Genomic DNA, 11,932 nt, shown 5'->3' with positions numbered 1-11,932 from the left:
TCGTCGAGGCGTCTCATCGCTAGAAATCCGTGTCCTCGGCGGCCGCTGCCAGCTCGGCGCGCAACGGGCGGTCGTCGTCGGCGGCCGACGCGGCGCGGTGCAGTCGGTTCCGCGCGAATGCGCGAATCTGCTCGCGCGCAACACTGCCGGACTCGTCATCGATCGCAGGTCCGACCCCGGGCACGTACACCCACACGCTCGACACCGTTTCGGCGTCGGTGTCCGCGCTGCCGGACCAGGTGTCGCCGACCAGCTCGAGTGCGATGTCGACCGCCTCGTGGCCGGTGTCGACACGGGCGTGTGGGCGCAGGTGGACGGGGACCCCGCCGCTCAGGCCGGGTGCGGCGACGGCGCGGACCCGCACGAGCGTGCGGCCCGCGGCGCGGGTCAGCTCCCAGGAGACGGCGTGTTCGGAGGCGTCGAGCAGGCCCGGTGGGCAGCGCCGCCAATCCCAGCCGCCGCTGCCGCGACCGAAGGTCAGGGCGCCACCCGGGTCGCCGGTCGCCGCCCCGGCGGCCAGCGCGTAGTCCTCGGCGCGGGCCGTCACCGGGACCGGGGTGGGTTCGTGGACCGGTGGCTGGGCGTCCGCACCGTCCACGAGCAGATCGCAGTCGTCGGTGAGGGTGGTGATCTCCTCGTCCAGCAGGCGCTGGTCGAGCGCGGGGATGCCGTCGACGGTGGAGGCGGGCCACCAGCGGGCCGCCCAGTGCGCGTAGGCGAGCCGCCACGCGGCTCGGAGAATTCCGGGACGCGCAGGTTCGGCGGTGAGTGTCACCGGCGGGCCGCCCCCGGCGCCGGGCGGCGCCACCGAGGCCGCGGCCACCGCCACGGGCTCGCCGTAGACGGCCCACAACCAGTCCTGTGCCGCGTCGAGATCGTGCAGGACGGCCGCCGGAACGCGACTGCCGGACAACAGGCTCCAGCTCAGATGTCCGCCGACGACCTCGAGGACCAGGGTGTCCAGCGCGGGCGCGGGATCCAGTACCGAGGGAGCGCCCGGCGGGGCGATCGCCCACAGGTCGGACTCGACGCGGCGCAGCTGGACGGTGTCGGGCATCAGCTCGCCCTCGGTTCGGTCGTGTCGACGGCCGGAGCCGCCGCAGCCGCGCTGAGCGCGTTCTTCACCCGGGTCCGGTGGTCGAGGATCACCGACCGGGCCACCCCGTCCAGCAGATCCCACAGTTCCTCGGGTTCGTGCACCGGCAGTCCGCGCACGTCGCGCCCGTGCAACCGCACCCACAGCCTGCGCAGATACGGACGCCACGGCGCACGGAGTTCGGCGGCGACGACGGTCAGCGGATCCCGGTCCTCGGCGGCATCCGGGACCAGGTGTACCGCGAGCCGTCGCGCTTGCAGCACATACGCCTCACGACGCCACCGGGAGTTGACCACGCGATGCGCCGCGGACTCGGCGGCCGCGCCGCCCGGGCGGTCGATCGGCTCGAGCCCGAGCCCGAGTTCGGTGCCCGCCGCGGCGGCCGCCCGCAGGGATTCGTCCAGCAGGGCCCAGGGCGCGCAGCTGCGGGCGATCTCGTCGGTGACCAGGTCGGGGATCGGGGGCAGTTCGGCGCGTTCGGTGGATGCCTGCAGAACGGTGAAGACGCGTTCGTAGATGGTGCGGTCGAACGGCAGGGCGAGCGCGGCGGTGGCGGCCGATGCCCCGAGCGCGGGCCGGGCGGGCAGCGGGTGCGCGGTGAGGCCCAGTTCGCGGGCGGTCACACCGAACTCGCTGTACCACAGCGCTATTCCGGTGTGGGTGCCCGCGTTGGCGGCGATCACCGCGGCGAGCAGCCGCGCGCCCTCACCGCGGTGCGGGCTCGTGCGGTCGGCGGCCGCCGTCAGCAGGTCGAGGAGCTGACCGGAATGGGACGGGTCCCGCGGTCGCGGTGGGGGGCGGCGCGTCCACGCCGTCTCGACGAGTTCGGCCAGCCGGGCGGTGACCCCGGCATCGGACAGATGGTCCTTGAGCGCCTGGGTGGTGCGGCCCGCCGCGAACGAGTGGATCTCGCGAAGGGTCGCCTCCGCGCGCGGCCGGTCGCGGGTCGGGTGCGGATGTCCGTATTCGGTGGCGAGTTCGAAACACCGCTGGAAGTACAGGTCCTGGGCGTTGCCCTCGGTGATGCGCAGCGCCCGGCGCACCTGCTTGAGCAGGGTGAACCAGGCGGCGGTCGCGCGCAGCACGTCGGCGGCGGCGTGCACGCGGGTGGCCAGCAGGGTGGCGCCGTCGGCGGTGAGGACCGCGCCCGCGCAGGCGGGATGCTGCACCGGCCGGATGACCAGTGGATCGAGGATCAGCTTGACGGTGCGGCGCAGCGGTCCGCCGTGCGGCCCGCTCAACGCCTCCACACCGTCGAGCCCGCGCCACACCTCGTCGAGCACCGAGGCGCGGGGTCGTCGCATCGGCTCAGATTAACGGCTCACCACCGGGTACGCAGTCGCTCAGTCCCGGTCGTGGTGGCAGACGGCCTCGAGCATGATGCCGAAGGGATCGAGCCAGAAGGTGGCGTAGTAGGGCTGCGGATACTCCGGGAAATGCCGCGGCGGATGCAGGATCGGCGAGCCGAGCGCCAGCGCCCGCTGGTGCACCTGCTCGACGCGGCGACGGCCCGGCACCATGAACGCGATGTGCTGCAACCCGGTGCCATGCCGCGAGTAGGCGGCGTCCTCGGCCGCCGGGTAGACGAACAGGTAGGTGCCCGGCTTGCCGCGAGCCGGCCGGTAGGCGAATTGGTCGTCGGCGCCGAGGAACTCCTCGAAGTCGAGCAGCGGCACGAGTTCGTCGTAATACGCCTTGGCGGCGGCGAGGTCGGGGACGTTGATCCCGAAGTGGCCGATCATGAGACCACGCTCGCACAGCTCGGCGCCGAAATTCCCAGAAATTTCTCGGATCGGTCCTGACCTGCGGTTTCAGCTCTGCCGAGCGGCTCGGATCCCCGTGCTCGGCGGACAAAAGTTGGGATCGGTAGGCGGCGGGTGTCTTCCTACCTTTCTCTCGACGGCCCGAGCGAGGCCGGACCGACCGAGAGACAGGACGAACACCATGAACACCACCCTCCGCAGCACCGCCCTCCGCGCCACCGCCATCGCCTCCGCCGCCGCCCTCGCGCTGCTGGTCTCCGCCTGTGGGGACGACACCGAGACCGCGGCCCCCACCACGTCGGCCACGACGTCGGCCGCCGCCCCGGCCGCACCGGCGGGCAAGTCCGCCGCCGCGGTGGACGGCAAGGCGCTCGACGCCGGATTCGAGACCACCTGCGCCAAGCAGGGCGACACCCTGGCCCTCGCGCTGACCGACAACAACAACGCCACCTACGGCCAGCTCACCGTGAGCGCCACCGTCACCGGCGACACCGTGCAGGCCGTCGGCATCGCGGGCAGCAAGGGCGGCTCCGCGGGCATGCCGTACGCCCTGGGCTACGGCAACGGCCAGCCCGGCGGCTCGGCGAAGCTGGCCAAGGACGGCAACACCTTCACCATCACCGGCGAAGGCGTGGGCGCACCGGACATGACCAACCCCCTGGCCGGGCCCAGCACCGCCACCTTCGAAATCACCTTCGCCTGCACCGACATCGTCGGCGCCTGAGCGGGTTGCGGCCGGAGGCGGTAGCGCAGCGTCACCACGTAGGCCGCCCCGCTCAGGCGAAATCGGACACCGCCTGAGCGGGTTCGCGCGAAATCCGACGCCCGGATTCTCGGCTCCCCGTCGTCCCCCACCGGGACGACGGGGTGGCCCGGAACCCGGAAACACCCACACCACCCATAGAGGAGCACATCATGATCCGCGCACTCCGCATCGCCGTCGTCGTCGCCGCCCTGCTGGCTGTCGGCCTCTACCTGTGGCACGGTTTGACCTACGAACCCGTCAGCCGCTGGGAGCCGGGCATCACCGCCTGGGCCAACGGCTACCTCGCCCTGCCGATCGTCGCCTTCGTCGCCGTGACGATGGTCTTCACCTTCACCGCGATGGCCGGTGACCTGTTCGGCGGTGGCGTGCTCCAGGCACTGACCGGCCGCAACACCGGCGCCTTCCGCGCCGGCCTGACCGGCTTGGGCACCGTGAAGTCGGTGCGGCAGACCGGGGTCCAGGTCAACGACCAGCCGCAGGTGCGCATCGAGTTCGGTGTGGAGGGTGCCGACGGCAAGGTCTTCGACGCCACCGCCCGCCTCGTCGTCCCGCTCACCGAGCTGGCCCTGCTGCGGCCCGGCGTGGTGCTGCCGGTGCGGTACCTGCCGCACCGCACCGACACCGTGCAGGTCGACCTGTCCGGCGACACCGCCGAGGCGCAGCGGGTGATGAACCAGTCGATGATCCGCAAGGGCTTCACCACCGCGGCCAAGCTCGATATCGCCGCCCGCGGGATCGCCGCACAGGCCGTGGTGCAGTCGCTGGCGGTGACCGGCCGGATCCGCGAGGGCTACGCCGAGGTGCGGATCGGCCTGGCCGTCACCCGCCCGGACGGCAGCACCTTCACCACCCGCACCGAGAAGTTCCTGCCGCCGGCGGGCGTCGCCAATGTGCAGGTCGGGCGGATCGTCCAGGTGCACTACCTGCCGGAGAACGAGCACGAGGTGGTGTTGTCGATCCCGGTGAACGCGTGAGCCCCCGGCCTACCCGGACCCGCCGCCGTTCCGCCCGCGCACGTCGCCCGACGTTCGCGGACGGTCCGGCGGCGGGCCGGGTCGTCCGTGTTTCCGCAGGACCTGCCAGGACCGGGGCAATTGGTCGGATGTTCACCGATGCGTTCCCTGCGAATCGACTACGGCGTCTAGCGTGCCGCCGTCAGCTGTGTTCGGTGTGCCGGAGCGGGCGGCCCGCGTGCCGCGGTGCCGTCGTCACCGGCCACCGGACCGCTCAGCCCAGTCAGGAGTGATCGTGACCCCGAAGCCTCTCGCCCTCTTCGTCGCCCACGACGGCCGCTCGTCCCGCTCCGCGGTGACCTGCGAATACAAGTGCGCCAACGCCTGCTTCCACGAGGCGCCCAACACCTCCGGCGGTGAGTACTTCGGCGACATCGTCAGCTCCCTCAACCGGCGCGGCCTGCTCAAGGGCGGTGCGGCGGCGGTGCTGGCGGTCGGCGCGGCCGGCGTGCTCGCGGCCTGCGGCGACGACGAGCCCGCCCCGGCGGCGTCGGCGGGTGATCCGGGCACCGGCACCGATTTCACCGCGGTCACCCCCAACACCGAGGACGCGGTGGTCATCCCCGAGGGCTACGAGCAACAGGTGGTGATCCGCTGGGGCGACCCGATCTTCCCGGACGCCCCCGCCTTCGACTTCGAGAACCAGACCGCGGCCGCGCAGGCCCGACAGTTCGGTTACAACAACGACTTCGCCGCTCTGCTGCCCGTCGAGGGCCAGGCCAACCGGTACCTGCTGGTGGTCAACCACGAGTACACCACCGGCCCGCAGATGTTCCGCGGCTACGACAAGAACGCGCCGACCGACGAGCAGATCGCGATCACGCTGGCCGCGCACGGTCTGTCGGTGGTGGAGGTCGAGGGCGAATCCGGTTCGGGCAGGCTGAAGCCCGTCTTCGGCAAGTACAACCGCCGCATCACCGCGACCACCGAATTCACCCTCACCGGTCCGGCCGCGGGCAGCGACCTGGTCAAGACCTCCGCCGACCCGACCGGCACCAAGGTGGCAGGCACCTTCGCCAACTGCGCGGGCGGCGTGACGCCCTGGGGCACCGTGCTCTCCGGCGAGGAGAACTTCCACGGCTATTTCGCCAACGGCGACAAGGTCACCGAGCCCACCGCGGCCGCCCGCCTGAAGCGCTACGGCTTCGCCGAGGGCGCCACCGCCAACCACTGGGAGCGCGCCGACAAGCGCTTCGATCTGGCGCAGGAACCCAACGAGGCCAACCGATTCGGCTACGTCGTCGAGGTCGACCCGTGGGACCCGGCATCGACACCGGTCAAGCACACCGCGCTGGGCAGGCTCAAGCACGAGGGCGCCACCATCCACGTGACCGCCGACGGTTCCGTGGTCTCCTACACCGGCGACGACGAGCGCTTCGACTACATGTACAAGTTCGTGTCGTCGCGCAAGATCCAGCCGGGCACGGGTGCGGCGAGCAGGCGCGCGAACATGACCATCCTCACCGCGGGCACCCTCTACGTCGCCAAGCTCACCGGCGACCACGCGGACAAGATCGACGGCTCCGGCACGCTGCCCTCGGACAAGGGCTTCACCGGCACGGGCCGGTGGATTCCGCTGCTCGAATCCGACGGTGACGGCAAGGGCCGCTCGCTGGTGGAGGGCATGACCGCCGAGGAGGTGGCGGTGTTCACCCGCCTGGCCGCCGACAAGGTGGGCGCCACCAAGATGGACCGCCCCGAGGATTTCGAGGCCAACCCGGTGACCGGCAAGGTGTACGTCGCGTTGACCAACAACGACAACCGCGGCAAGGAGGGCAAGGCCGCCGCCGACGAGGCCAACCCGCGCAACCTCAACAAGAACGGCCAGGTCCTCGAGATCGACGACGACCACACCGGCACCGAGTTCACCTGGTCGCTGCTGCTGGTCTGCGGTGATCCCAAGGCCGCCGACACCTACTACGCCGGTTTCGACAAGGACAAGGTCAGCCCGATCTCCTGCCCGGACAACCTGGCCTTCGACCAGTACGGCAACCTGTGGATCTCCACCGACGGCAACGCGCTGAAGTCCAACGACGGCCTGTTCTCGGTGGTGCTCGAGGGGGCCGCCCGCGGCGAGACCAAGCAGTTCCTCACCGTGCCGCGCGGGGCGGAGACCTGCGGGCCGATCGTCACCGAGTCGCGGGTGCTGGTCTGCGTGCAGCATCCCGGCGAGGAGGACGACGCGACGCCGGACAACCCCGCCTCGCACTGGCCCGACGGCGGCAGCGCGCAGCCGCGGCCCTCGGTGGTCGCGGTGTGGCGTGCCGGTGGCGGGCGGATCGGCGTCTGACCCGGCGGGTCAGCTGCTGCCGAACAGTCCGCCCATGTTGGCGTAGCGGGCGAAATCGCCCTGGGCGCCGCTGTAGACGTTGAGGTCGGTCGGGCCCGCGATGCCGGGCACCGACCCGCTGTCGGTGGTCTGCCAGAACGTCCAGGTCGGCCAGCCGCCCGGCACCTCGGGCTGCGCGTTGCCCCGGTAGTCGGCGATCCACAGCGGATAGCCGGTGAACTGGTCGGTGTCGGCCATGGCGGTGCGCCAGAACGTCGGATAGGTGTAGATGATCGGCACCCGGCCGGTCAGGGCGCGCACGGTGTTCAGGTAGCGGTGCGTCCAGTCGATGAGGGCGGCCGGGGCCAGCCCGCCGGAGTGTTCCAGGTCGAGCACCGGCGGCAGGTCCAGCGGGCCGTTCTGACCGAGCACGGTCGCGGCGTAGAGCGCGGCCTGCGGCTCGGGCGGCAGCTCGGGGCGGGCGTAGTGGTAGGTGCCGCGGGCGACACCCGCGGCCCGCATGAGCAGGCTGTCCGGCACGAAATAGGGGTTGACGTAGCCGAGGCCCTCGGTCGCCTTCACCATGGCGAAATCGTGGCCGGCGCGCTTGACGGCGAACCAGTCGATCAGCCTGCCGTCGATGTGCTGCCAGGAGGACACGTCGGGTCCGGTCGGTGCGGCCGCCGCGGGTGCGGTCGCGGCGAGGAGGCCGCCGAGGGTGAGCGCGGACAACGCCAGGGCGCGGGTCGATCTGCGGGAGCTGCGGTCCATGCCGGACGACGATAGCCACGGCGACGCGCGGGTGACCAGCACCGCGCGCGAGTGTTGCCCAGTGTTCACTCCACCGGCGTTCACTCCCGTCGGGGTTCACTCCCGTCGGCCGACCCGTTCCGCCGGGCCGCGTATTGATCGCCGCGATAGTCCAGCAGGGCCGCCGTCCACCCGGGTAGGCCGCCCGGCACCGGCCACGCCATCGTGCGCTCGTGGCCGTAGGCGAACCGGGCCATCCCCGCGCTCATCCGCGCGGTGACGTCGCGGCGTTCCCGCTCGTCGCGCAGCCCGGCCAGCACCCGGCGCTGATGATCGATGGCGCCGAGGATCGCGTCGGTCTGCTTCTGCATGCTCCAGCCACGCGCGAGCACGATCGAGGCGGGTTCGTGCCCCTCGGCCAGGGCCGCCACCGCACGGTCGTGCCCGTCGAGGATCACCCAGCCGTCGAAGCCCGACACCTCCCACAGCAGCACCGGCGCCAGCGTGCCCGCCCGGGCTCGCCGCCGCGCCGCCGCCAGCTCCGGTGCGTCCGGATCGGTGAGCGGCCGCAGCGGGATGATCGCGGTGCAGCCGCGCCGCCAGGCGAGGTAACCGCCCGGCCAGTCGCGGATGAACTCGCCGTGCCAGGTGCCGTGGGTGAGCGTCGACCGGTATTCGAGCAGCCAGCGCCCCGGGTGCAGCGGCCCGTTGTCGGCGGCCGAGAGCGCATCGGCGAATCCGGACAGCCACTGCTGCTCGGTGCCCGTCTCCGCGGGGTCCAGCGGTGGCAGCGGCGAGCGGTAGCCGACCCGGCGGAACAGCTCCACGCCGGTCCGATCGCCGTCGATGCGGCCGAGCAGGATCGCCCGCCCGCACTGGCGCAACAGCATCCGATCGGTGCCCGCCACCTCCATGTGCAGCGGCGGCGGCAGCAGCGGGCCCGTCGAGGTCAGGACGACGGCGTCGTCCAGGTCCTGTCTTCGCATGGGTCAGCCGAGCCAATCCAGTACCGAGGCGGCGGTCCAGGACTGCTGCATGCTGCCCAGCGGCTCGCCGGTGAACGGCTCGTAGTACTCGGCGAAGCTGCCGTCACTGGCCTGGCGCAGGCCCTCCGCGCGCAACATGAAAGCCCGCTCGGCCCAGCCGCGGCGGGCGAACACCCAGGAGAACAGCCAGCTCATCACCGGCCAGACCGGGCCGCGCCAGTACTCACGTGGCCGGAAATCCCGCGAGACCGGCGAGGTGGACGGCGGCAGCGCGTACCGCAGATCCGGGTGCCCGCAGAAGCGCGGGCCCTCGAACAGGCGCAGCAGACTGCGTTCGGTGTCGCGCGGCAGGCCGCCGCACAGCAGCGGCGCGAAGCCGGCCAGCGTCTCGGTGCCGATCCAGCGCCCCAGCCGCACGTCGTAGTCGCGGGCCACCCCGGTGCGCGCATCGGTCGTGGCGATCACCCCGGCGCGGAACCGCTCCGCCCACCCGTGCAGCTCGCGCACGTCGGCGTTGGGCTGCTTGTACTCCTCGCCGATGTGGGCGAGCACCTCGCAGGCCAGCGCGAAGATCGCCGTGACGAACACGTCCTGCACCGCGAAGCTCATGGTGGAAGCCAGCTGGTAGTCGTCGTAGCCCGCGCGGCGCATCTGTTCGACCAGCCACAGGTACCGGTCGTACTCGCGGTCGGTCGGGCGCTGCGTCGGGTCGGACACCACCAGCACGTCGGCGCGGCGGTAGGGCGGCAGATCGCCGGGCACGACATTGTCGTAGGCGCGGTCCCAGCGCGGCGAGTTGTCCATCCCGGACTCCCAGCCGTGATAGAGCGTGATGCGCCCGCTCTCCTTGGGGTCACGCGCGGTGGCCAGCCAGCGATGCCAGCGCACCAGATCCGGCCAGCGGCGGTTGAGGAATTCCTCGGCGATCGCTCGGGTGGTGCGGCCGTGCCTGCGGGAATGGTCGAGGATGCGCTGTACCGCGATGGCGTGCACCGGCGGCTGGGTGATCCCGGAGGTGTCGAAGTGCTCGGGGGCGTTGGCGGCCAGCGCACGGCACTCCCAGCGGGCCGGGCCGGGGAAATAACCGTCCACGCCGTTGGCGAACACGATGTGCGGGATCATCCCGTTCTTCCACTGCGCCGACAGCAGCGTGTCCAGTTCGACGACCGCGCGTTCGACACTCAGCGGCGCCAGCCCGACGGCGACGAAGGCCGCGTCCCAGCTCCACATGTGCGGATACAGCCGCGGCGCCGCGCTGGTCATCGTGCCCAGGTCGTTGCCCCGCAGCAGATACGCGGCGCGTGCCGCGAGCTGGGTGGGGGTGAAACCCGGATGTGCCATCCCCCTATTCTGCGGTGCGACCGGCAAGTACGCCTGTTCAGCGGTGGGTTCGTCCGGTACGTGCCGGTTCACGACCGGCCGATGTGCGGCGGTTGTCACTTCTCGCGTTGCCCCGTCCCTGGCGATGGATTGGTTCCGGTATCCGCATCGTCGGGCGGCGCCGCCGTGCTACGCGATCGGCACACTACCGTGGGGCCCATGACGACCGCTGTGACGAGCCTGCCGAAGCCCCCCGCGTTGATCACCGGCGCCAGCCGCGGTCTCGGTGCCGCCATCGCGCGCGAACTCGCGCCGACCCACGACCTGCTGCTCGGCGCCCGCACCGCCGACTCGCTGCGCGCGGTGCTCGACGAACTGCCCGGCGCGAGCGCCTGGCCGGTGGAACTGACCGACTACGAAGCGGTCGCCGCCGCCACCGAACCCATCCGCCGCCTCGACGTGCTCGTGCACAACGCGGGCGTCGCCGACCTCGGCACCATCGCCGAATCCTCGGTGGCGCAGTGGCGTACCACGCTGGAGGCCAACCTGATCGCGGTCGCCGAATTGACCAGGCTGCTGCTGCCCGCCCTGCGCGCGGCCGAAGGCCATGTGGTGCTGATCAATTCGGGCGCCGGGCTGCGCGCCAACGCGGGCTGGGGCTCCTACGCCGCGAGCAAATTCGGCCTGCGTGCCTTCGGTGACGCGCTACGCCTGGAGGAACCGACGCTGCGGGTCACCTCGGTGCATCCGGGCCGCATCGACACCGACATGCAGCGCGCGATCGTCGCCGACGAGGGCCGCGAATACCGACCCGAGGAATTCCTGACCCCCGAGACCGTCGCCCGCGCCGTCCGCCACGCGGTGGAGACTCCGCGCGACGGGCATCCCACCGAGATCGTGCTCCGCCCGACGCCGCCGCGCTGACTCGACACCGCCGGATAACCGGATGGTTGCGCGGAATCCGCCACCGGCTCACCTATCATCCGTACCGTGCCGCGGGGACCGGTCGTGAGCCCCGGCGCGCCGGCGGCGAACATGCGAGGTGGGGATGGTGGAGAGGCGACAGCTGCTGTCGATGATCGCGGCGGGCACTGCCCTGTTGCTGACTGGTTGCACCGCGGCGAGTGAGGCCGCCGACAGTGCCGTCGACGCCGCCGCGCCCCCCGTGCCGCCCGCGCCCCCCGAGCCGCCGGCCCCGCTGCTGCCGCCCCCGCCGGGCGGCCCGCGCACGCCCATCGGCCGCACCACCATCACCGCGCTGCCCGGCCCCGGCACCAACCTCGCCCTCACCGTGGACGACGGTGCCAGCCCCGAGGTGGTGGGCGCCTACCTCCGGTTCGCCCGCGACACCGGCGCCCGCTTCACCTTCTTCGTCACCGCGCACTACGAGTCGTGGACCATCCACCGTGCCGAACTGGCGCCGCTGGTGGAATCCGGGCAGATCCAGCTCGCCAACCACACCTGGAGCCACGCCGACCTCACCGCCGTCTCGCGGACGGCCGTCGCCGAGGAACTGTCGCGCGCACAATCGTTCCTGCGCAACACCTTCGGCGTGGACGGCATGCCCTACTACCGGCCACCCTTCGGCAGGCGCAACGCCGCCGTCGACGCGGTCGCCGCCGATCTCGGCTACACCGTGCCGACCATGTGGTACGGCTCGCTGTCGGACTCCGGCCTGATCACCGAGCAGTTCCTCGTCGAATGCGCGCACCGCTGGTTCAACCCGCAGGCCATCGTCATCGGCCACGCCAACGCGCCCACCGTCACGAAATGCTACGGGCAGCTCGTGGACATCATCCGGGCGCGCAACCTGTCGATGGTCACGCTGAACGACGTCCTGGAACGGCCCGCGTAAACGGGAGCACCGGGGCGGCCTGCGTGGTGACGCTGCGCTGCCGTCTCCGGCCGCTGACCGCTCAGGCGGTGTCTGATGTGCCTGAGCGGGGCGGCCTGCGTGGGGACGCTGCGC

11 protein-coding genes are annotated in these 11,932 nt (G+C 71.8%); 5 read left to right on the top strand and 6 right to left on the bottom strand.

The genetic code is table 11. The annotated features are described in order from the left end of the window. Positions 1 to 19: 19 nt before the first annotated feature. Genes CRM89_RS21540 through CRM89_RS21530 form a run of 3 tightly spaced genes read right to left on the bottom strand, consistent with a single transcriptional unit; the run spans position 20 to position 2,838 of the window. Positions 20 to 1,057 (bottom strand): hypothetical protein, encoded by a 1,038-nt coding sequence (locus CRM89_RS21540; protein WP_098085897.1) that lies wholly within the window; start codon positions 1,055 to 1,057, stop codon positions 20 to 22. Further along, positions 1,057 to 2,400 (bottom strand): hypothetical protein, encoded by a 1,344-nt coding sequence (locus tag CRM89_RS21535; RefSeq protein WP_086845502.1) that lies wholly within the window; start codon positions 2,398 to 2,400, stop codon positions 1,057 to 1,059. Before CRM89_RS21535 ends, CRM89_RS21540 begins: the two co-directional genes overlap by 1 nt. 39 nt (positions 2,401 to 2,439) lie before the next feature. After that, positions 2,440 to 2,838: a VOC family protein gene (locus tag CRM89_RS21530; protein ID WP_098085894.1), complete on the bottom strand. Its 399-nt coding sequence runs from the start codon at positions 2,836 to 2,838 to the stop codon at positions 2,440 to 2,442. A gap of 202 nt (positions 2,839 to 3,040) precedes the next feature. Between CRM89_RS21530 and CRM89_RS21525 the strand changes: the two genes are divergently transcribed. From CRM89_RS21525 to CRM89_RS21515, 3 genes are all read left to right on the top strand, one after another. After that, positions 3,041 to 3,583 carry a lipoprotein LpqH gene (locus CRM89_RS21525; RefSeq protein WP_011212066.1) on the top strand — a complete coding sequence of 181 codons (543 nt, stop codon included), beginning with the start codon at positions 3,041 to 3,043 and terminating at the stop codon, positions 3,581 to 3,583. Positions 3,584 to 3,774: 191 nt separating this feature from the next. After that, positions 3,775 to 4,599: a hypothetical protein gene (locus tag CRM89_RS21520; RefSeq protein WP_098085891.1), complete on the top strand. Its 825-nt coding sequence runs from the start codon at positions 3,775 to 3,777 to the stop codon at positions 4,597 to 4,599. 274 nt (positions 4,600 to 4,873) lie between these two features. After that, on the top strand, positions 4,874 to 6,928 hold the full coding sequence (locus CRM89_RS21515; protein ID WP_060595075.1) for a PhoX family phosphatase: 2,055 nt from the start codon (positions 4,874 to 4,876) through the stop codon (positions 6,926 to 6,928). A gap of 9 nt (positions 6,929 to 6,937) precedes the next feature. On the opposite strand, the gene CRM89_RS21510 is transcribed toward CRM89_RS21515, so the two are convergent. The 3 genes from CRM89_RS21510 to CRM89_RS21500 form a co-directional block, all read right to left on the bottom strand. Beyond that, the gene (locus tag CRM89_RS21510) at positions 6,938 to 7,678 is read right to left on the bottom strand and encodes a glycoside hydrolase family 25 protein (RefSeq protein WP_041560500.1); all 741 of its coding nucleotides are present in this window, start codon (positions 7,676 to 7,678) and stop codon (positions 6,938 to 6,940) included. 80 nt (positions 7,679 to 7,758) lie between these two features. Continuing rightward, complete coding sequence (locus CRM89_RS21505; protein WP_011212062.1) at positions 7,759 to 8,643, bottom strand: hypothetical protein; 885 nt, start codon at positions 8,641 to 8,643, stop codon at positions 7,759 to 7,761. Positions 8,644 to 8,646: 3 nt separating this feature from the next. Beyond that, complete coding sequence (locus CRM89_RS21500) at positions 8,647 to 9,984, bottom strand: glycogen debranching protein (RefSeq protein ID WP_060593982.1); 1,338 nt, start codon at positions 9,982 to 9,984, stop codon at positions 8,647 to 8,649. Positions 9,985 to 10,182: 198 nt separating this feature from the next. On the opposite strand from CRM89_RS21500, the gene CRM89_RS21495 reads away from it, so the two are divergent. Both CRM89_RS21495 and CRM89_RS21490 read left to right on the top strand, forming a co-directional pair. Beyond that, positions 10,183 to 10,887 carry an SDR family oxidoreductase gene (locus tag CRM89_RS21495; protein ID WP_098085888.1) on the top strand — a complete coding sequence of 235 codons (705 nt, stop codon included), beginning with the start codon at positions 10,183 to 10,185 and terminating at the stop codon, positions 10,885 to 10,887. Between the two features lie 124 nt (positions 10,888 to 11,011). Further along, positions 11,012 to 11,818 carry a polysaccharide deacetylase family protein gene (locus tag CRM89_RS21490; protein ID WP_098085885.1) on the top strand — a complete coding sequence of 269 codons (807 nt, stop codon included), beginning with the start codon at positions 11,012 to 11,014 and terminating at the stop codon, positions 11,816 to 11,818. The last annotated feature ends 114 nt before the right edge of the window (positions 11,819 to 11,932 follow it).

It is taken from the genome of Nocardia sp. FDAARGOS_372 (genome assembly GCF_002554515.1).
GTDB classification, from domain to species: Bacteria; Actinomycetota; Actinomycetes; order Mycobacteriales; family Mycobacteriaceae; genus Nocardia; species Nocardia farcinica.
This window is presented reverse-complemented; position numbering and strand designations above follow the sequence as displayed.

Coding starts and splice junctions, on each gene's coding strand:
- CRM89_RS21540 (WP_098085897.1), bottom strand. CDS start 1,057: ATGCCCGACACCGTCCAGCTGCGCCGCGTCGAGTCCGACCTGTGGGCG.
- CRM89_RS21535 (WP_086845502.1), bottom strand. CDS start 2,400: ATGCGACGACCCCGCGCCTCGGTGCTCGACGAGGTGTGGCGCGGGCTC.
- CRM89_RS21530 (WP_098085894.1), bottom strand. CDS start 2,838: ATGATCGGCCACTTCGGGATCAACGTCCCCGACCTCGCCGCCGCCAAG.
- CRM89_RS21525 (WP_011212066.1), top strand. CDS start 3,041: ATGAACACCACCCTCCGCAGCACCGCCCTCCGCGCCACCGCCATCGCC.
- CRM89_RS21520 (WP_098085891.1), top strand. CDS start 3,775: ATGATCCGCGCACTCCGCATCGCCGTCGTCGTCGCCGCCCTGCTGGCT.
- CRM89_RS21510 (WP_041560500.1), bottom strand. CDS start 7,678: ATGGACCGCAGCTCCCGCAGATCGACCCGCGCCCTGGCGTTGTCCGCG.
- CRM89_RS21505 (WP_011212062.1), bottom strand. CDS start 8,643: ATGCGAAGACAGGACCTGGACGACGCCGTCGTCCTGACCTCGACGGGC.
- CRM89_RS21500 (WP_060593982.1), bottom strand. CDS start 9,984: ATGGCACATCCGGGTTTCACCCCCACCCAGCTCGCGGCACGCGCCGCG.
- CRM89_RS21495 (WP_098085888.1), top strand. CDS start 10,183: ATGACGACCGCTGTGACGAGCCTGCCGAAGCCCCCCGCGTTGATCACC.
- CRM89_RS21490 (WP_098085885.1), top strand. CDS start 11,012: ATGGTGGAGAGGCGACAGCTGCTGTCGATGATCGCGGCGGGCACTGCC.